The following is a 19,336-nucleotide window of genomic DNA, read 5'->3' on the forward strand; positions in this document are numbered from 1 at the left end:
ATGCGCCGCGACCCGGACCCCGTGCATCCGCCGCTGGCGGAACTGATCGCCCTGGAGGCCTCCGCAGTTGGCCTGTCGTTCACGGCCAGGCAGCCGTTGAGCAGCGTGCTGGCCGGGCCGCACGGATCGCGCTTGCGCGGCCGGGGGCTGGATTTCGCCGAACTCAGGCGCTATGTGGCCGGTGACGACTTGCGACGCCTGGACCTGCGCGCCTCTTTGCGCTACGGCAAACCGCTGGTGCGCGCCTATACCGAAGAACGGGACCGCCCCGCGCTGATCGTCGTGGATCAGCGCATGAGCATGTATTTCGGCTCCGTGCTTGCATTCAAATGCGCCGTCGCCGCCCGGCTGGCGGCGCTCTCGGCCTGGATCGCCTATCGCGGCGGCGACCGTGTCGGCGGGCTGGTGTTCGACGACCAGGGCGTCAGGGCCTTCAAGCCGCTGCGCAGCCGCGACCGGGTGCGGGCCTTGCTGGCCGAGGTGGCGCGCGCGAACGCGGCGCTATCAGCGGATGGCCCCGATGTGCCCGCCGCGCATGGCTTGAATGGCGCGCTGCGCGGGGCGCTGGCCCACGCGCCGCATGACTGCCTGGTCTGCGTCATCAGCGATTTCGCCGGGGCCGACGAAGACACCCTGCGCACGCTGCGCCTGCTGGCCGCGCACAACGACGTGCTGGCGATGCTGGTGTTCGACCCCATGGCGCAGCAATTGCCGCGCGCCGGGCGCATGGTGGTGACCCAGGGCGAACTGCAGCTGGAGGTTGCCGTGGGCCGCCAACGCGAACGGCAACCGCTGGCCGATTTTTTCAGCGGCCGCCTGCAGCAGGTGGCGCAACTGCTGCGCCGCAGCCGCGTGCCGCTGCTGTCCATCGACACGGCGCAGGACGAATTGGCGCAGTTGCGCCGCGAGCTGGGCAAGCAGGCCACGGCACCCGGAGCCGCCGGCACGGCGGCAGGAGCGCAGGCATGAACGACGCGCTGCCCGGCCTGGATCAATTGCGCGAGCTGCCGTTGCCGGCGCCGGTGTCCTACTGGCCCCAGACCTGGGGCTGGGCCGTGCTGGCGGCGTTGCTGCTGGCAGGTGGCGGCTGGGCCGCGCTGGCCGGCTGGCGGCGGCATCGCCGCAACCGCTATCGCCGCCAGGGCCTCGCAGCCTTGGCGCAGTTGGCGCGCGAGGCCGCGCGCGATCGCCTGGCGGCGCGCGGCCTACCGGCCTTGCTCAAGCGTGTGGCCTTGGCCGCGCGGCCCGCGGCGGCGCGTGCCGACGTGGCCTCGTTGGGGGGCCAGGCCTGGCTCGTGTACCTGGCGCGCACCGCGCCGCCGGGCATGCCACCGGAATCGGCGCAGATGCTGCGGTTGCTGGCCTATGCGCCGGACGAAGCCGTACGCCAGCTGGACGACGCCGCGCTGGCGCAACTGATCCAAGCCTGCCGCGCCTGGGTGGTGAACCATCATGTGGCGTCTTGAATTTCCCTGGCTGCTCGCAGCCGCGCCCTTGGTGCTGGTCGCCTACCGCTGGCTGCCGCCCTACGTGCAGCGTCGAAGCGCGCTACGCGTGCCGTTCTTTGACGCGGTTGCCACGATCACCGGCCAGGCGCCGTCGCGGCCCGGCGTGCGGGTCCGCCGGGGCCAGCTCTGGCTCAATGTGGCGGTCTGGTTGCTGCTGGTCCTGGCGTTGGCGCGGCCGCAGTGGGTCGAGCCGCCGCTGACGCATACCGAAGCGGTGCGCGATGTGCTGCTGGCCGTGGACATCTCGCAGTCGATGGACACCGCCGATTTCCGCAACGCCCAGGGCCAGCCCGAATCGCGCTGGAAGGCGGTCAAGGCGGTGGTCGCCGATTTCATCGCAAAACGCGCCCACGACCGGCTCGGGCTGATCGTGTTCGGCACCGGCGCCTATCCGCAGGCCCCCTTGACCGAGGATCACACCGCGCTGCGCCTGTTGCTGGACCGCACCGAAGTCGGCATGGCAGGGCCCAACACAGCGCTGGGCGACGCAATCGGGCTGGGCATCCGCATGCTGGATGCGGCCAGGGAACGCGACAAGGTGCTGATTCTGCTGACCGACGGCAACGACACCGGCAGCGCGGTGTCGCCGGCGCGCGCGGCGGCATTGGCCGCCGATCATCACATCACCGTGCATACGATCGGCATCGGCGACCCGGCCGCCACGGGCGAAGACCGGGTCGACTTCGACGTGCTGCAAGGCATCGCGCGCGCCACCGGCGGGCAGTTCTTCAGGGCGCAGGACCTGGCCAGCCTGCAGGCCGTGTACGCCACGCTGGACCGCATCACGCCGCAGGAGGTCAACACGCTACGGCACCAGCCCAAGCGCGACTATTTCTGGCTGCCGCTCGGGCTGGCCCTGTGCCTGCTGGCGATCTGGCACGGGATAGCCGCAATCGCCTCGGCAAGCAACCCGGCGGCGCGCCGGCCCGTACCCCGCACGGAGGCGCCATGGACCTCGACCTGAGCGCCTTCCATTTCCTGCGCCCCTGGTGGTTGCTGGGCCTGCTTGCCGCCGGTCTGGCCTGCTGGGCCGGCCGGCGCGAACGGGATACCACCGGGCAGGCCAGCCAGATCGCGCCGGCCTTGCTGCCGTACCTGTTCGTGCGCACGCCAGGCAGCCGGGGGCCGCGGCCGATCGACGCCTTGGCCGTCATCCTGGCCATTGGCTCGCTGGCCGCCGCCGGGCCGGCGTGGCAGCGCGACCAGCCTGATTTCCTGGACAACGTGGCGCCGTTGATCGTCGCCGTCGCGCTGGGCCCGTCCATGGACAGCACCGATGTGCCGCCTTCGCGGCTGGAAGCCGCCAAGCACCTGGTACGGGATCTGGCGGCCCGGCGCGCCGGCGCCAAGACCGGCCTGATCGCCTATGCCGGCAGCAGCCACCTGGTGCTGCCGCCCACGGACGACGCCAGTCTGCTGGACCTGTTTGCGCAGGCGCTGGCGGCCGACCTGATCGGCCCGCAGGGCAGGGATGCGGCGGGCGCCATCGCACTGGCCGCGCAGGTGCTGGCCGCCGAGCGCGCCGGCGGCACGCTGCTGCTGCTGACCGACGGCGCCGATGCCCGCCAGTTCGACGCCGTGCGCCAACGCGCGCAGGCGGCGGCCGACCTGCAGGTACTGGTCATGGCGGTGGGGCAGTCCGGGCTGGACGAGGCCGCCTTGCAGGGGCTGGCGCGGGCGGCAGGCGCGCCGCTGGGCAGCCTGACCCTCAGCCCCGACGACCTGGACTGGATTTCATTGCACGCGCAGCAGCACTTCCAGGCGGTGCAGGACGCGCAGGCGGGCGACATCCGTTGGCGCGACGCCGGTTATTGGCTGTGCTGGCCGCTGGCCCTGCTGGCCTTGCTGGCGGTGCGGCGCGGCTGGAATGTCGCCTGGACGGCCGCGATCCTGCTGGCCGTGTCGCTGGGCACGCCGGCAGAGACGCGTGCCAACCCGCTGGCCGATGCGTTCCTGACGGCAGATCAACAGGGCCGGATCGCCTTCGATAAAGGACATTTCCAGGACGCGGCCGAACGCTTCGAAGACCCGTATTGGAAGGGACGCGCCGCTTACCAGGCCGCCGATTACCCCGCCGCGCTGGCCGCGTTTTCCAAGGTGGCCACGGCCGAGGGCCAGTTCTACGTCGCCAACACTCAGACGCGGCTGCGGCAGTACGACGCCGCGCTGGCCGCCTACGACCGCGCATTGGCCCTGTCGCCGGGCTGGGAAGCCGCCAGGTTCAACCGCGACATCGTGGCGCGGCTGCTGGCCGCGATGAGCCAGGAGCAGCAGGGCGATCCGGCCGACCCGCCCGACCGGAGCATCGAGGACAAGACCGCCCGGGCCGGCAAGCAGATGGCCGCGCCCGCGCCCCGCGCGGCCTCCGAGGAACAATGGCTGAACAACCTGACCCTGTCGCCCGCGCGCTTCCTGCGCGGCAGGTTCGCCGTCGAAGACGCCGCGGCGGGAGTCCGGCCATGATCGGCCCGCGCCATGCCGCGTTCCTGGCATTTGCGCTGGCCCTGCACGGCTTTGGGCACGCGCAGCCCGCGCCGGCCTTGCGCGTTACCGCCAGCCTGCAGACGCCCGCGCAGGTGCGGATTGGCGCAACGCTGCAATTGCAGCTTGAAGTGATGACGCCGACGTGGTTCACGCAACCGCCACGCTTGCCCGCACTTGAGCTCCCGGGCGTCATGGTCACCCCGCCGCCCGGGCAAGGGGAGTTGGTGCGCGATACCGCCGGTGGCGTGTCCTACAGCGGCCTGCGCTACACCTATGTGATCAGCCCCACCGCGGCAGGCACGGTGCAGGTGCCGCCGCTGACCGTCACCGCCCAGGTCGGACCGCACGGCGAGACGGCGACGGGCACCAGCCAGCCGCTGTCGTTCTCCGTGGCGGCGCCGTCGGCGGCCGACGAGCCAGGCATGGTCACGGGTCAATTGACCGTCTCGCAGGACTACACGCTGGCCCCCGATCCGCTGGTGGTCGGCGGCCGCATCACGCGGTCCATTACGCAGCGGGCGCAGGGCGTGCAGGCACTGATGCTGCCGGCGGTGGCGTTGCCGGACGTTCCGGGGTTCAAGCGCTATCCGCGTGAAGCCGAGGTGACCCCGCTGGACGACGGCCGCGGCCATTTTATTGGCGGCCAGCGCATCGACCGCGCCGATTACGTGGCCGAGCAGGCCGGCGCCTATGAACTACCGCCCATCACGGTCCATTGGCGCGATGACGCCACCGGCCAACCCGCCCGGACGGAATTGCCCGGCCGTGCGTTTACGGTCGCGCCGGCGCCCGCGGTCACACCGCCATTCTCCCTGGCCGATGACCTGGCGCGCCTGCGCCACGGCTTGCGCTGGGTGATTCCCGCCGCCTGGCTGGCGTGGGGCGGTGGCCTGCTGCTGGCCGCCGTGGCCGTCTGGCTGACCTGGCCGCGGTGGCGCCGACTCGCCCGGACACTGCGCCACCGTGCCGAACTGGCGGCCGCCCGAAGGCGTGCGAGCGAATCCTGGCATTGGCGCGCATGGCAACGCGATGCCCGGCGCGGCGCCGCGACGCTGGACACGTTCTATCGATGGTTGCGGCTGGCGGCCGGGGCGCGGGACCTGCGCGGCGCCGTGGCGCCGCTGGGCGAAGCGGCCCGCAGGACGGCGGCGGACACGCTGCGGGGTGCGTATGGCGCCCCGCCCGCGGACGCGGCCTGGCGGCCGGCGCTCGTGCGCGCCTCGCGCTCATGGCGGCGGACCTGGCGGACCCGCCACGCACCCACCGCCCGCTATTCATTGCCCGGCGCGCTCAATCCGGCCGCGCCGGCCGAACCAGCATCGCGCCAGGGGCGCAGGGGAGGGGGTCATGCAGGCAGCGAATGAAAGACAGGCACGACACTGGACATCATGGCTGGCCAGCGCCGCGGCGCTACTGTTGCTGGCGGCGTGCGCATCGTCCCATCAGGCGGCCGCACCGGCCGCCGAACTGCCGTCCTGGAACGAGGGGCCTTCACGCGCCGCCATCGTGGCGTTCGTGCAGGCCGTCACGCAGCCCGGCAGCGCCGACTACGTCGCCGCCGAGGACCGCATCGCCGTGTTCGACAACGACGGCACGCTCTGGTCCGAGCAGCCGATGTACTTCCAGGTGCTGTTCGCGCTGGACCGGGTCAAGACGATGGCGCCGCAGCATCCCGAGTGGGCGACGCGCCAGCCCTTCAAAGCGGCGATCCAGAGCGACCACGCCGCCTTGGCCAAATCGGGCCAGGTGGGCCTGTTGAAGATCGTGGGCGCCACCCACGGCCAGATGAGCGTGGACGAGTTTTCGCAAAGCGTGACGCAATGGATGGCCATGGCGAAACACCCCCGTTTCAAGCAGCCCTACACCGCGATGACCTATGTGCCGATGCGCGAACTGCTGGACTACCTGCGCGCCAATGGCTTCAAGACCTACATCGTCTCCGGCGGTGAAACGGAGTTCATGCGCCCGTGGACCCAGGCCGCCTACGGCATTCCGCCCGAGCAGGTCATCGGCAGCGGCCTGGTCACGACGTTTGAGACGCGCGGCGGCAAACCCGTCCTGTGGCGCCAGGGCAAGCTCGAGTTCAACGACGACGGCCCGGGAAAGCCCGTGGCTATCCAGCGCTACATCGGCCGGCGGCCGCTCTTGGCGTTCGGCAATTCGGACGGCGACCTGCAGATGCTGCAGTGGACCGCCGCGGGCGCCGGCAAGCGCTTTGCCGGCATCGTCCACCACACCGACGCGCAGCGGGAATGGGCCTATGACCGGGACTCGGATGTCGGCCGGCTGGATCGGGCCCTGGATGAAGCCCGCCGCAACGGCTGGACGGTCGTCGACATGAAAACGGAATGGCGCCGGATATACGCGTTTGAACAGCCTTGAGCGTGCATGACCCGGGAGTACACACGGCCCATTTGGGCGAGGAGAGCAGTCATGAAAGCAAGACGATGGTTGGGAGCGGCGTTGATTGCCGCCAGCGGACTTGCGGTAATGGGCGGTGCGCAGGCACAGGCCCAGAATGCGCAGTCCAGTCCCCAGGGACAAACCTCCGGAAAGAAGCCGAACATCCTCGTCATCTTCGGCGACGACGTCGGCCAGGCCAACATCAGTGCGTACACGCGAGGCGTGGTGGGCTACCGCACGCCCAATATCGACCGCATCGCCAATGAAGGGGCGATCTTCACCGACTACTACGCCGAGAACAGTTGTACCGCGGGGCGGTCGACGTTCATTACCGGGCAATCCGCCCGCCGCACCGGCCTGTCCAAGGTCGGCATTCCCGGCTCGCCGGTGGGCTTGCAGGACCGCGACATCACCATTGCAACCGCCTTGAAGGGGCAGGGCTACAACACTGCCCAATTCGGCAAGAACCACCTGGGCGACCGCGATGAATACCTGCCCACCAAGCACGGCTTTGACGTGTTCTTTGGCAATCTGTACCACCTGAACGCCGAGGAAGAACCCGAGCGCCCCTATTTTCCGAAGGACTCCAAGGATCCTGTCATCAAGGCCTACATGCCGCGTGGCGTGATCAAGGCGTCCGCCGACGGCAAGATCGAGGACACCGGCGCGTTGACCGCGAAACGCATGGAGACCATCGACGACGAAACCGTCGGCGCGGCGCTGGACTACCTGGACAAGAACGGCAAAGGGGACAAGCCATTCTTCCTCTGGATGAACACCACGCGCATGCACCTGTTCACCCATATCCGCCCCGAGCACCAGGGCAAGAGCGGCATGCCCGGCAACGACTACGCCGACGGCATGTGGGAGCACGACCAGGATGTCGGCAAGCTGCTGAAAAAGCTGGACGACCTGGGCATCGCCAAGGACACCATCGTGATCTACACGACGGACAACGGGCCCAATCAGTTCAGTTGGCCTGACGCCGCCACGACGCCGTTCCGCAGTGAAAAGGACACCAACTGGGAGGGCGCCTTCCGCGTGCCGGCAATGATCCGCTGGCCAGGCCATATCGAGCCAGGCACGGTCAAGAACGACATCGTTTCCGGCCTGGACTGGTTCCCGACCTTGCTGGCCGCCGCGGGTGACGATGGCGTGAAAGAGCGATTGCTCAAGGGCTGGCGGCCCGCCGGCGCCAATCGCGACTACAAGGTGCACCTGGACGGCTACAACCAGCTGGGCTACCTGACCGGCAAGAACGACAAGAGCGCCCGCGACGACTTCTATTACTTCAACGACGACGGGCTGCTGGTCGCCATGCGGTTCGACAACTGGAAAGTCGTGTTCTGCGAACAGACCGCGCCCGGCGGCTTCGCGGTCTGGAAGGAGCCCTTTGTCTGCCTGCGGGTGCCCAAGGTCTTCAACCTGCGCATGGACCCGTATGAACGCGCCGACATCGTGTCCGACCAGTACAACGACTGGCTGACCAAGAACGCCTATCTGGCCTTCGTCGGCTCGGCCAAGGCGGGGGAATTCCTGCAGACGTTTGTGGAATGGCCACCCAGCCAGAACCCGCCCAGCTTCAGTACCGACCAGGTACAGAAGCAGGTGGACAAGCAGATCGACGCGTACTTCGAGCAGCAAGCCAAGAAGCAGGGCAAGTAAGCCGTGACGGGCGGATACGGCCGGGCGGCCGTGTCCGCGCCGCCCGGTGGTAAGCAACCCTTTCAACGAGGATCACACCATGAACGCTTCCGCGCGCCCGATGGCGGCCATCCCCGGGGTTGGCGCGGCGCCGCTTGCCCGCGCCGCCTTGTGGCCGGCCGCCTTGCTGATGGGCTTATCCGGTGTGGCGGCGTTGATCTTCCAGATTCTGTGGATCAAGCAGCTGTCGCTGATCGTCGGCGTACAGGTGCAGGCGATCGCGGTGGCGGTGGGGGCCTTCTTCCTGGGGCTCGCCGCCGGCAGCTGGATATTGGGCCGCCGGGCCGACGCGAGCGCGCGTCCGTTCCGGCTGTACGCGGCAATCGAACTGACGATTGCCTTGCTGGGCATCGGCGTGACCGTCGCCTTGGCGCACGGCGCGCCCGCGTTTGCCCGCGGCCAGGCCGCCAGCGCGCCGCTGGCGTGGCTGGCGATCATCCTCGTCGTGGGCATCGCGCCTTTTTTCATGGGCGGCACCTTGCCAGTGCTGCTGCGCGCCACGGGCGCGCAGCGGATAGGCCGCGCCGGCGCCACGCTCTATGCCGCCAACACGGGCGGCGCGATTCTCGGCGCCTTGCTGCCGGCCTTTCTGCTCATTCCGGCGCTGGGGGTACGCGGCAGCGCAGCGGCAGCGGCCTGCCTGAACCTTGCGGCGGCGGCGGGCGCGTGGGCGCTGGACCGGCGCGACGCGGTCGCTACCGGCGTTCCACTATCGTCCGCCGCGGTCGGCCCGCCGCTCGCGCTGCCACGCCAGGCCAAGGTGGCGCTGGGCCTGTACGCCATCGCGGGCGCGGTGGCGATGGGCTATGAAGTGCTTTGGTCGCAGATGGTCGTGCCATTCATGAGCACGCGGGCCTTTGCCTTCTCGATCGTGTTGGCGGTCTACCTGGTCGGGCTGACGCTGGGGGCCGCGCTCTATGCCCGCTGGGAACGCGCGCTGGGCGATCCCTGGCGCGTGTTCGGCTTGCTGATCGCCGGCGCCGGCCTGGTGGCACTGGTCGAGACCGCCTTGCTCGGACGCTGGCTGATCGGCGTCCAAAGCCTGGCCGAGACATCCCTCTTGACCTGGACGGGCAGCCCCCTGGCGGGCATGAGCGCTCGCTTCGCGGTGGCGGCCAGCGCGGTGGTGCTCTTGCCCACCTTGCTGCTGGGGGCCGCATTTCCCGCCGTGCTGCGCATCGCCGTGCCGCCGGAACGCCGGGGGCACGGCGCCGGCGCCGTGCTGGCCTGCAATACGCTCGGCGGCATCGCTGGAACGGCCTTGACGGGGTTCCTGCTGCTGCCTCACCTGGGTACGGTCCGCAGCCTGGCGCTACTGACCGTGGTGGCCTGCTGCGTGGGCGTGGCCGCCATCTGGCAGGCGCGCCCGGCGGCGCCCATGGCCAAGGGATTGGGCGTTGCCCTGGCGGGCGCGGCCGTGATCCTGGGCGCGGCCATCCCCGTGGATCACCTGGCCCGCCTGCTGCCCGGCGCGCAGGCCGGCGAACTGGTGTTCTACGAGGAGAACCAGGGCGGCACGGTGGCGGTAGTCGAGCAAGGGCAGGGCGAGCGGCGATTCCGCCGCCTGTATATCCAGGGCGTCTCGAATTCCGGCGACGCGATGCCGTCATTACGCTACATGCGGTTGCAGGCGCTCTTGCCCCTCATCGTGCATGCCGGCGAACCGCGTTCGGCGTTGGTGATCGGCTATGGCACGGGCATCACCGCAGGGGCCTTGTCCCGCTATCCGGGCCTGGACCGCAAGGTCGTGGCCGAGCTGCTGCCTGGCGTGCTGCACGCCGCGCCGCTGTTCAAGGGCAGCTACGGCGCGTCACAGGACCCCGGCCTGGAACGGCGGATCCTGGACGGGCGCCGTGAGCTGCTCAGCAACACGCAGCGCTACGACCTCATCACGCTCGAACCGCCGCCGCCGTCGGCCGCGGGGGTAGTGAATCTGTATTCCCGGGACTTCTACCACATCGCGGCCTCGCGCCTGAACCCACAGGGCATCGTCGCGCAGTGGCTGCCGCTGCCGACCCAGAACCTGGACGACACGCGCGCGCTCGTGGCCAGCTTCATCAACGTGTTCCCGCACGCGTCGCTCTGGACGACCGAACTGCATGAAATGCTGCTGGTCGGCTCGATGGAACCGCTGCCGCTGGATGCGGCGCGCATCGCCGCGCGCTTCGCGGCGCCGCAGGTGGCCACGGCGCTGGCCGAGGTGGGCGTCGATACACCCGCCGCCTTGCTGGCCACCTGGGTCACCGACCACGCGGGACTGGCGCGCTTTGCCGGCCCCACGCCCGCGGTGTCCGATGACCGGCCGGCGATCGAATATGCGGCCTGGGTGCGGCCACGCGAAATCTCGCGCACCTTGCCAGCCTTGCTGGCCCAGCGCAGCGAGCCGCCGCTGATCTCGGCAGACCCGGCATTGACCCGCGCCATCGCGGGCGAGCGCGATGAACTGGATCTGTTCTACCAGACCGCGCTGGCAGCGTATGACGGCAACCGCGAGGCGTGGGCCCGTAACGCGCCGCGCTTGGCGGCAGCCAGCCGCGGCAACCCTTATTTGCGTTGGTTCACGGGCGGGGCGGCAGAGTAGGGTGGCGCCGGCCCGCACTCGGAATGGATTGTGCATCGGAGCGATACCTTGAACTACTCACTTGTGCTTGCGTCAGGGGCGGTTCTGTTCTTCTTTCTATTGCTCGCGTCCATCCGCGTCGGCCGCTACCTGGGCCGTCATGACGGCCCGGACGAGAAGGGCACGGCAGGGTCCGCCGCCATCGAGGCGTCCGTCTTCGCGCTGCTGGGCCTGTTGATTGCGTTCACGTTTTCCGGGGCCGCACAGCGCATGGCGGACCGGCGCAATCTGCTGGTGAGCGAGGTCAACGCCATCGGCACCGCGTGGTTGCGCATCGACCTGCTTGATAGCGCCGATCAGCCACTGCTGCGCGATCAGTTCCGGCGCTATGTGGATGAGCGGGTCAACTATTACCGGCATGTCGCCGACCTGGATGCGCGCGACCGGATCGCCACCCAGGTCGGCGCGATCCAGAAGGAGATCTGGACCCGCTCGATGGCGGCGGCCAAGTAACCACGGTTGCACCATCTTGATCAAGCGTCTCTGCCCATGGCTGATCGCGGCGCAGGTCTGCGTCCTGGGGCCGGACGCAGCCGCGCAATCGGCCGTCAGATTGAACAAGGACGACCTGCAAAAGCGCGCCAACGGCGTGCTGGCGATCATGTCGCTATCCATCGTGCCCGACATCACCACCAGCTCGCTGTCCATCGGCGCGGGCGGGGGCAGCACCACCGGATCGACCGAGTTCTTCATGACGCAGTTGGGCGGCGGCGACACGATCTCGAAATCGGTCCCCATCTACCTGGAAGGCGTGCTGGCCGCCAGCCGCTATGACCCCACGTTCATCGCCTCGCAAGGCACCGAGACCCGCAAGATCCCGGCCAAATGGAACAGCGTGTCGGCAACGGGCGGCATCGGCTGGGATTTCAAGCTGGCCGACGAACTGAAGCTGCGCCCCATCTTCAATTTCGCGCTGGGCAACGTCACCAGCGACCTGCGCGCCGCCAGCTGGTTCGTGGGCCAGAAAACCGGGCAGGACGTCAACTTTCTGGACCGGGGCTCGCTCAATGCCTACGGCCTGGGCGGCTCGCTGATGCTGGACTACGAGCATTACCGGCCGGGCTACGAAATCGACGTCGAATTGCGGTATTCCGACATCCGGCTCAGGAGCTTCGCCAGCTCCGCCGCAGTGCAGGGCAACGCCATCGCGCAATCGGCCAATCTGTGGACGCGCTACCGGGCGCCCACAGGCATGACATTGCTGCAGCGGCCGTTGCGCTACGTGCTGGAGCTGACGCATTCGGAGTTCCTGGGCGACCAGCGTGGCGTCCTGGGATTCGATCGCCTGACCTCCGTGGGCGCGGGACTGGAACTGGATTCCAGCGCCTACAACGTCATCATCACCCGCACCCGTCTGGTGGGCCGCTATGTCTTCGGCACCGGCGTATCCGGCTTCTCGGTCGGGCTGGCCGTCAGCTTCTGAGGCGCCCATCGCCGCCTGGCGATGGCCCGGTCTTTCTTCCCACACCTAGGGTTAATCCCGGTATCTGGCGATATTCGGAGGCGTATAATTTACTCATTAATTGGAACCAGGTCTCATTTTTTGGAACTTCATGGCCTCACTCGAAAACGCCGCCATCATCCTTCGCCTGATCAACTCGCTGCATCGCAAGGTCACGGTGACCGACCTGGTCGAGCATCTGGACATGCCGAAAAGCTCGGCGTCGCGGCTGTTGGCGCAGATGAAGGATCTGGGGCTGCTGGAACGTGAGGACAGCACCCGCGCCTACGGGCCGGGCGTCATCATCCTGGAACTGTCCCGACTGGTGCGCGAGACCACCACGCTGTCCGCGCAGATGCAGGACGCGCTCAAGCGCCTGACCGCTCAAAGCGGCCACACCGGCTATATCTCGGTGCTGGAGGGCAGGGACATCATGGTGCTGCACGTGCAGCAGGGCACCCAGCCCTTGCGCGTCACGACCTATCCCGGTCACCGTTCGCCCAGCTGGGCCACGTCCACGGGGCGGGTGCTGCTGGCGCGCGACAGCGACGCCGACGTGGCCAAGCGCCTGGGCAAGCAGCTGCCTTTCATCTCGGACAACGCGCCCCGGACGGTGCAGGACGTCCAGGCCCTGTTGCAGGGCGTGCGCGAGTCCGGCTACGCCGTCGCGATCAATGAAGCGGTGCCGGGCGTGGCCTCCATCAGCTGCGCCGTGAGCGACCCCGTGTCGATGGAACGCTTCGCCATGTGTCTTTCCTTTCCGGCTGCGCAAGCCGATGCCGCTAGCGTGCAAGCGCTGGCGGCCGATCTGCTCGCGCAAGCCTCCAACCTTGGACGGATGGTTTGCGATCCGGCCTGGGGTTCTCCCGTCCCTGTCACTCAAGTGTGAGCACGATGATCAAGTCCACCCCCCAACACGCCGTTGAGCCAAACCGCGCATCGGTCAACGAGGGCCCCCCGTCGCATCCGCGGGCGCTAACGCTGCCCAACCTGGTCTTGCTGGCCGCCCTGAGCGTGTTCGGCGCCGTCATCGGCATCCAGCTGATCGTCACACTGGGCGTCACGCCCAATACGTCCATCATCGGTGCCCTGGTGGCGATGATCCTGTCGCGCGTGCCCATTCAGCTGCTGCGCGCGTACCGCTCGGTCCACACGCAGAACCTGGCGCAGACGGCCATTTCGTCCGCCACCTTCGGCGCGGCCAACAGCCTGCTGCTGCCGCTGGCCATTCCTTACCTGCTGGGCCGCCCCGACATGGTCCTGCCCATGTTCCTGGGCGTGGGCCTGGCGATGCTGCTGGACGCCTACATGCTGTATCGCCTGTTCGGCAGCACGGTGTTCCCGGCCACGGGCGCCTGGCCGCCGGGCGTGGCGGCGGCCGAGGCCATCAAGGCCGGCGACCAGGGCGGCACGCAGGCCAAGCTGCTGGGCCTGGGCATCGTGGTGGGCTCGATCGGCTCGTGGTTCAAGATTCCCATGTCCGCATTCGGCGTGGCCTTCATCGGCAACATCTGGGCGCTGGGCATGTTCGGCATCGGCCTGCTGCTGCGCGGCTACTCCGAGCCGCTGTTCGGCACGGACATCAGCAAGCAATACATTCCCCACGGCATGATGATCGGCGCCGGCCTGGTCGCGTTGGTCCAGGTGGCGATGGTCATGCGCAGCAAGGCCGGGTCCAAGGCCAGCGGCCCCGTGGGCCCCAGTGTCGGCAGTAGCCTGCGACTGGGCGGAGCTGGGTACATCCTGCTGTCCGCCGGCATCTCGCTCTTGGCCGGGCTGTACGCCGACATGTCGGTGCCGATGCTGCTGGGCTTCATTCTGTACGCCGCATTTGCCGCGCTGGTGCATGAGCTCATCGTCGGCATCGCAGCCATGCATTCCGGCTGGTTCCCGGCCTTTGCGGTGGCCCTGATCACCTTGCTGCTGGGCCTGCTGATCGGCTTTCCGCCCCATGCGCTGGCCATCCTGTGCGGTTTCTCGGTGGCGACCGGCCCGGCCTTTGCCGACATGGGCTATGACCTGAAAGCCGGGTTCATGCTGCGCGGCAACGGCGCCGACATGGCGCTGGAACTGGAAGGGCGCAAGCAGCAGCTGATTGCCGCCATGCTGGCCTTCCTGATCGCCATTCCGGTGGTGTATTTCAGCTATGGCGCGCTGTTCGCCAGCGGCCAGTTGCCGCCGGTGGCAAAGGTCTACGTCGCCACCATCAACGCCGGCGCTACCCCCGGCATCGCGCAGATGCTGCTGGTCTGGGCCATTCCCGGCGCCATCATCCAGTTGATCGGCGGCCCCAAGCGCCAGCTGGGCGTGCTGCTGGCCACGGGCCTGTTGATCGCCAATCCGCTGGCCGGCTGGGCCGTGGCGGCGGGCATCGTCCTGCGCCTCCTGATCGAGAAGGTCGGCGGCGAAAAGCACCGCAACCATATGGAAGTGTTCGCCGGCGGCATCATCGCTGGCGACGCCATCTTCAGCTTCTTCAGCGCCACGATCACCGCGCATTTTGGCAAGAAGTGATTCGTCCTTCTTGTTGTCTCACCCAGAAAGGAACCCATCTTGAGTCTCACCCAGACATTGCAGGCCTTTGAAGCGCTGGACAGCGCGCATGCTTCGGGCCAAACCGTCGTCAAGCTGCTGGAAAACTATCCGGACGCCAGCGTCACCGTCACCAAGATCACCGGCGCCAATGGCTCGACCGACTTCGTGCGCATCGTCATTGCCGGCGCCCAAGGCAAGCGGGCAGGGGGCTCGGCCCCGACGCTGGGCATCGTCGGCCGCCTGGGCGGCATCGGCGCGCGGCCGAGCCGGGTCGGCCTCGTCTCGGACGGCGACGGCGCCGTCGCTGCCGTGGCCGCGGCCCTGAAACTGGCGCACATGCAGGCCCAGGGCGATGTGCTGCCGGGCGACGTCATCATCGGCACGCACATCTGTCCCGATGCGCCCACGCGTCCGCACAAACCCGTCGACTTCATGGATTCCCCGGTGGACATGGTGGCCATGAACGAGCAGGAACTGAGCGCCGAGATGGACGCCGTGCTGTCCATCGACACCACCAAGGGCAACCGCATCATCAACCACAAGGGTTTCGCGATTTCGCCCACGGTCAAGCAGGGCTACATCCTGCGCGTGTCGGAAGACCTGCTGCGCATCATGGAATCGACCACCGGCCGCGCCGCCGCGACCTTTCCCATTTCCATCCAGGACATCACGCCGTACGACAATGGCGTATACCACCTGAACAGCATCCTGCAGCCGTCCGTCGCCACGGCGGCCCCAGTGGTGGGCGTGGCCATCACCACGGAAAGCGTGGTGCCGGGCTGCGGCACGGGCGCCAGCCACGAGGTCGATATCGCTGCCGCGGCCAAGTTCGCCGTGGAAGTGGCCAAGGAATTCACCCAGGGCCAATGCCAATTCTTTGACCGCGACGAATATGCGCTGCTGCAGAAACGCTACGGCTCGCTGGCCCACCTGCAGGGCGGCGCGCGCGCCTGAACCCAAGGAAACGCCATGCCCACCACGGCCAAGCTGGGAACCATCACCATCGGCCAGGCGCCCAGGCCTGACATCACGCCGATTCTCGAGCGCCATCTGCCGCCTGGAATCCCGTGCGTGCATGCCGGCCTGCTGGACGGCCTGACGCGGGAAGACATCGCACAACGCTATCCCGAGCAGCCAGGCCAGCCCACGCTGATCACACGGTTGCGGGATGGCTCATCGGTCGTGGTGGACAAAGCCCGGATGCTGGCGCTGCTCAAGCAGAAAGTTGAGGCGCTGCAAGCCCAGGGCTGCAACTTTGTCCTGGTTCTGTGCACTGGCGCGTTTGAGGATCTGCATGCCGAAAAGGCCTGGCTCATCGAACCGGACCTGATCGTGTCGCCAGCCGTGGCGGCCTTGGCGGGCGGGCGCCAGGTCGGCGTGATCGTGCCGCTGGCGTCGCAGATGGCGTCCGAGGCGCACAAGTGGCGCGCGCTGGCGCATCCGCCGCTGTGCGCGGCGGCGTCGCCTTATACGGACGACACCGCACCGGTGGCGCAAGCAGCGATTGACCTTGGGCAACAAGGCGCCGACGTGCTGGTGCTGGACTGCATGGGCTTCGTTGAACGCCATCGGGCGGCGGCCGCCGAGGCGTCGGGGCTGCCGGTGATTCTGTCGAATTCGATCATTGCGCGGTTGACGGCGGAGTTGCTGTCGGTTGACAGGGCTGCGCGATCCTAGGGCCTGTTCACACTAGAAGGCGCCTCGCATGAGTACCCAAATGAGTGACTATCAAGGCGCGAAGCGCAGTCGTGGCCGGCCCCCGGCGAGCATTCGCAACGCTGAGAGGCGCTCATTTGGGTACTCACCCTTCGGGCAGGCCGGTAATCGGGCGCCAGGCGTCGTTGCGCTCACCTTGCGTGGCACAGCCACGCGGCGGCGACCGCGCCTAGCCTGGCGCCCGATTACCGGCCTGTGCGAGGCGCCTTCTAGTGTGAACAGGCCCTAGCCTGGGCCCGTCCGCCGCAAGGTATCCAGGAAATGCAGCGCTGCCGCCGACAAGGAGCGCTGCTGCTTGAGCAATATGCCGATTTCCCGCGAAGCGGTCGGCGAATGCAGGGCCAAGCTACGCAGGCGCGTGGCATCCATCAGACGCAGGGCTAGCTGCGGCACCGCCGCGATGCCTACACCGGCCGCTACCATCGCGCCCACCACGGAAATATTGTCGGACACATAGTTCATCTCCGGCATCCGCCCCGAGGCGGCGAGAATCCGGTCGGTAACTTGACGAATGCTGCTGGCCGGACCGCTCGCGATATAGGGGCGGTCGGCGAAAACACGCCAGTCCACGCGCTTTTTCTGCGCCAGCGGATCGTCGACGGAACAGATCAGCACGAATTCTTCCTGGAGCAGCGGCGAGAAGGTCACGCTGGCCGGCTGGTCGGGAACTTCGATGGAGATGCCGATGTCGGCGTTGCCTTCCGACACGGCCTGCGTGATCTGGCGCGCGGAGACGGCGCGGATATTCAGCCGCACCTGGGGATGCGACGCTTGGAAGGCCCGCGCCGCCGCTGGCAACAAGGCGGAAGCGACCGAGGGCAGCGCCCAGACGTTGATGCTGCCGCGACGGCCGGCAATGAACTCCGACAGATCGCTGAGGGAATCGCGGAATTCCGACAGCATGCGCATCGCAATGGGAACCAGTTCCGCGCCTGCTGCGGTAAGCGCGACGCCGTGCTTGTTGCGGTCGAAGAGCCTGGCATCGAGCTTTTGTTCCGCGGCCTGCACCCGGCGGCTCAGGGCCGGCTGCGAGATATGCGCGCGTTGCGCGGCCATGCGGAAGTTGAGCGTCTCCGCCACCAACAGCACGGCTTCCAATTCGGATATGGTCAGGGTCATCGCTTTCCGTGATGCGTATGGATTATCACCGAGATATAAATATATCAATTTCCAGATCAGGCAAGTCACACGATACTGGGCCGAACCGTAAATACGGACGGAGACAGACATGAATGAACCGCGCAAGCGGCTACGCATCGGCGTGGGCGCCGGCATGGCCGATGACCGCATCGGCCCCGCCATGCCATTGCTGGAAAGCTGCGATATCGACTACCTGGTATGCGAGTGCCTGGCCGAGCGGACGATCGCGCGCGAAACGCTGTCGCGCAGGGATGACGGGGCTCACGGTTATAACCCGATGCTGCAGGAGCGCATGCGTGCCTTTCTGCCCGCTTGCCGGGAGCAGGGCGTGCGGCTGGTGTCCAACATGGGCGCGGCCAATCCGGCCGGCGCAGCCCAGGCCGCGCTGGATATTGGCCACGCCATGGGGTGGGGCGACCTGACATGCGCCGCCGTCGTCGGCGATGATGTCGCCGACCGAGTGCGCCTGCATCCAGAACTTCGATTGATGGACCGCGACCTGCCGCTGGAATCGATCCTGCCACAGCTTGCCTCCGCGAATGCGTATCTGGGCGCCGATGTCGTCCGCGATGCGCTGGCCACCGGCGCGCACGTCGTGATGACTGGCCGAGTCGCCGATCCCTCGCTGTTTCTGGGTGTGGCACTGCATCACCACGGTTGGCGTTACGACGACCTGCCCAGATTGGCGGCCGGCACCATCATGGGCCACCTGTTGGAATGCTCTGCCCAGATCACCGGTGGCTACTTCGCCGACCCCGGCAAGAAAGACGTTCCCCGATTGGCCGAGCTGCCGTATCCCTATGCGGATCTTTATAGCGACGGTGAGCTTTACATCGGCAAGCCCGCCGGCTCGGGCGGGCGCCTGGACCGCATGACCTGCACCGAGCAGGCCCTGTACGAAATCCACGACCCGGCGGCTTATATCACGCCCGATTGCGTACTGAATCTGGATGGCCTGCATTTCGAAGAGCAGAACGCTGATCGAGTGGCCGTGCGCGGTATTCACGCCGCGCCGCGCAGCGACAGCTATAAGGTCGTGGTCGGTTACTTCGACGGCTGGATAGGCACGGGAGAAGTGGCCTACGCAGGCGTGAACGCCATCGCCCGGGCCCGGCTGGCAGCCGACACCGTGAAGGAACGATTCCGTCTGGATGGCGGGGTGGCCAGCGAAATCCAGGTCGACCTGATCGGCATCAGCAGCCTGCATGGCGCCCATGCGCAGGCGCTGGCCAGTCATCCCTACGAGGTCCGGCTGCGGATCGCCGGGCGCTGCCCCGACAAAAAGAGCGCCCACCTGCTCGGCGACCACGTGCGACAGCTGAATATGCAGGGCCCTTATGGCGCTGGCGGTCCGGTCAACCTGGGCGCCAAGGAAGTCATCGCGGTGGATTCCCTGCTGATCCCGCGCGATTGGGTGACTCCGGAAGTGATTACCTTGGGAGCCCGATCATGAGCATTCTGGTCTATGACCTGGCGCACGCGCGTGCCGGCGACAAGGGCAATACCTCGAGCATCGCCGTCATTGCCTATGACGACGACGGTTGGCAGGTGCTGCGCCAGGCGCTCACCGCTGAACGCGTCGAACAAGCCTTTGCGCACCTGGGCGCGGTAAAGGTGCGTCGCTATGAGGTGGAGAGCCTGAAGGCGTTGAATTTCGTTATCCCGAACGTGCTGTCCGGCGGCGTTACGCGCTCGCTGCGCCTGGATCCGCACGGCAAGTCGCTCAGCTCGCTGATGCTGGGAATCGAGCTTGCGGCCAATCAACCGCAATCCTGAAAGGACCCG

At 67.8% G+C, this 19,336-nt stretch carries 17 protein-coding genes; 16 read left to right on the forward strand and 1 reads right to left on the reverse strand.

What is annotated here, in order from left to right; translation table 11 throughout:
- From A9974_RS19050 to A9974_RS19115, 14 genes are all read left to right on the forward strand, one after another.
- A complete protein-coding gene (locus A9974_RS19050; RefSeq protein WP_183005739.1) occupies positions 1-969 on the forward strand; it encodes a DUF58 domain-containing protein in 969 nt (322 codons plus the stop codon).
- The gene (locus A9974_RS19055) at positions 966-1,466 is read left to right on the forward strand and encodes a DUF4381 domain-containing protein (protein ID WP_183005740.1); all 501 of its coding nucleotides are present in this window, start codon (positions 966-968) and stop codon (positions 1,464-1,466) included. The genes A9974_RS19050 and A9974_RS19055 overlap by 4 nt, the downstream gene beginning before the upstream one ends.
- Positions 1,453-2,472 carry a VWA domain-containing protein gene (locus tag A9974_RS19060; RefSeq protein WP_183005741.1) on the forward strand — a complete coding sequence of 340 codons (1,020 nt, stop codon included), beginning with the start codon at positions 1,453-1,455 and terminating at the stop codon, positions 2,470-2,472. The genes A9974_RS19055 and A9974_RS19060 overlap by 14 nt, the downstream gene beginning before the upstream one ends.
- Positions 2,457-3,971, forward strand: a complete 1,515-nt coding sequence (locus tag A9974_RS19065) for a VWA domain-containing protein (RefSeq protein ID WP_183005742.1) — start codon at positions 2,457-2,459, stop codon at positions 3,969-3,971. Before A9974_RS19060 ends, A9974_RS19065 begins: the two co-directional genes overlap by 16 nt.
- A complete protein-coding gene (locus A9974_RS19070; RefSeq protein ID WP_183005743.1) occupies positions 3,968-5,356 on the forward strand; it encodes a BatD family protein in 1,389 nt (462 codons plus the stop codon). Before A9974_RS19065 ends, A9974_RS19070 begins: the two co-directional genes overlap by 4 nt.
- Positions 5,340-6,374, forward strand: a complete 1,035-nt coding sequence (locus A9974_RS19075; protein ID WP_183005744.1) for an HAD family phosphatase — start codon at positions 5,340-5,342, stop codon at positions 6,372-6,374. The genes A9974_RS19070 and A9974_RS19075 overlap by 17 nt, the downstream gene beginning before the upstream one ends.
- A gap of 51 nt (positions 6,375-6,425) precedes the next feature.
- Complete coding sequence (locus A9974_RS19080; protein ID WP_183005745.1) at positions 6,426-8,060, forward strand: arylsulfatase; 1,635 nt, start codon at positions 6,426-6,428, stop codon at positions 8,058-8,060.
- A gap of 79 nt (positions 8,061-8,139) precedes the next feature.
- The gene (locus A9974_RS19085) at positions 8,140-10,680 is read left to right on the forward strand and encodes a fused MFS/spermidine synthase (RefSeq protein ID WP_183005746.1); all 2,541 of its coding nucleotides are present in this window, start codon (positions 8,140-8,142) and stop codon (positions 10,678-10,680) included.
- Between the two features lie 48 nt (positions 10,681-10,728).
- A complete protein-coding gene (locus A9974_RS19090) occupies positions 10,729-11,172 on the forward strand; it encodes a hypothetical protein (RefSeq protein WP_370539651.1) in 444 nt (147 codons plus the stop codon).
- A gap of 40 nt (positions 11,173-11,212) precedes the next feature.
- Entirely contained in the window at positions 11,213-12,142 is a 930-nt protein-coding gene (locus A9974_RS19095; RefSeq protein WP_370539654.1) for a hypothetical protein, read from the forward strand.
- 130 nt (positions 12,143-12,272) lie between these two features.
- On the forward strand, positions 12,273-13,049 hold the full coding sequence (locus A9974_RS19100) for an IclR family transcriptional regulator (protein WP_183005748.1): 777 nt from the start codon (positions 12,273-12,275) through the stop codon (positions 13,047-13,049).
- Between the two features lie 5 nt (positions 13,050-13,054).
- Positions 13,055-14,674, forward strand: coding sequence for an OPT/YSL family transporter (locus tag A9974_RS19105; RefSeq protein ID WP_220806033.1), 1,620 nt, complete (start codon positions 13,055-13,057; stop codon positions 14,672-14,674).
- A gap of 39 nt (positions 14,675-14,713) precedes the next feature.
- Positions 14,714-15,649 carry a DUF1177 domain-containing protein gene (locus tag A9974_RS19110; protein WP_183005749.1) on the forward strand — a complete coding sequence of 312 codons (936 nt, stop codon included), beginning with the start codon at positions 14,714-14,716 and terminating at the stop codon, positions 15,647-15,649.
- Between the two features lie 15 nt (positions 15,650-15,664).
- The gene (locus tag A9974_RS19115) at positions 15,665-16,372 is read left to right on the forward strand and encodes an AroM family protein (protein WP_183005750.1); all 708 of its coding nucleotides are present in this window, start codon (positions 15,665-15,667) and stop codon (positions 16,370-16,372) included.
- Between the two features lie 264 nt (positions 16,373-16,636).
- Here A9974_RS19115 and A9974_RS19120 read toward each other — a convergent pair whose 3' ends face one another.
- Complete coding sequence (locus A9974_RS19120) at positions 16,637-17,530, reverse strand: LysR family transcriptional regulator (protein WP_183005751.1); 894 nt, start codon at positions 17,528-17,530, stop codon at positions 16,637-16,639.
- 109 nt (positions 17,531-17,639) lie between these two features.
- Between A9974_RS19120 and A9974_RS19125 the strand changes: the two genes are divergently transcribed.
- Positions 17,640-19,004 (forward strand): acyclic terpene utilization AtuA family protein, encoded by a 1,365-nt coding sequence (locus A9974_RS19125; RefSeq protein ID WP_183005752.1) that lies wholly within the window; start codon positions 17,640-17,642, stop codon positions 19,002-19,004.
- Positions 19,001-19,327: a hypothetical protein gene (locus tag A9974_RS19130; RefSeq protein ID WP_183005753.1), complete on the forward strand. Its 327-nt coding sequence runs from the start codon at positions 19,001-19,003 to the stop codon at positions 19,325-19,327. The genes A9974_RS19125 and A9974_RS19130 overlap by 4 nt, the downstream gene beginning before the upstream one ends.
- Positions 19,328-19,336 lie beyond the last annotated feature (9 nt).

Origin of the sequence: Achromobacter sp. UMC71, from assembly GCF_014170305.1 — a bacterium.
Classification (GTDB): Bacteria; Pseudomonadota; Gammaproteobacteria; order Burkholderiales; family Burkholderiaceae_B; genus Achromobacter.

Coding starts and splice junctions, on each gene's coding strand:
- A9974_RS19105 (WP_220806033.1), top strand. CDS start 13,055: ATGATCAAGTCCACCCCCCAACACGCCGTTGAGCCAAACCGCGCATCG.
- A9974_RS19060 (WP_183005741.1), top strand. CDS start 1,453: ATGTGGCGTCTTGAATTTCCCTGGCTGCTCGCAGCCGCGCCCTTGGTG.
- A9974_RS19080 (WP_183005745.1), top strand. CDS start 6,426: ATGAAAGCAAGACGATGGTTGGGAGCGGCGTTGATTGCCGCCAGCGGA.
- A9974_RS19075 (WP_183005744.1), top strand. CDS start 5,340: ATGCAGGCAGCGAATGAAAGACAGGCACGACACTGGACATCATGGCTG.
- A9974_RS19065 (WP_183005742.1), top strand. CDS start 2,457: ATGGACCTCGACCTGAGCGCCTTCCATTTCCTGCGCCCCTGGTGGTTG.
- A9974_RS19125 (WP_183005752.1), top strand. CDS start 17,640: ATGAATGAACCGCGCAAGCGGCTACGCATCGGCGTGGGCGCCGGCATG.
- A9974_RS19100 (WP_183005748.1), top strand. CDS start 12,273: ATGGCCTCACTCGAAAACGCCGCCATCATCCTTCGCCTGATCAACTCG.
- A9974_RS19115 (WP_183005750.1), top strand. CDS start 15,665: ATGCCCACCACGGCCAAGCTGGGAACCATCACCATCGGCCAGGCGCCC.
- A9974_RS19130 (WP_183005753.1), top strand. CDS start 19,001: ATGAGCATTCTGGTCTATGACCTGGCGCACGCGCGTGCCGGCGACAAG.
- A9974_RS19050 (WP_183005739.1), top strand. CDS start 1: ATGCGCCGCGACCCGGACCCCGTGCATCCGCCGCTGGCGGAACTGATC.
- A9974_RS19085 (WP_183005746.1), top strand. CDS start 8,140: ATGAACGCTTCCGCGCGCCCGATGGCGGCCATCCCCGGGGTTGGCGCG.
- A9974_RS19070 (WP_183005743.1), top strand. CDS start 3,968: ATGATCGGCCCGCGCCATGCCGCGTTCCTGGCATTTGCGCTGGCCCTG.
- A9974_RS19055 (WP_183005740.1), top strand. CDS start 966: ATGAACGACGCGCTGCCCGGCCTGGATCAATTGCGCGAGCTGCCGTTG.
- A9974_RS19120 (WP_183005751.1), bottom strand. CDS start 17,530: ATGACCCTGACCATATCCGAATTGGAAGCCGTGCTGTTGGTGGCGGAG.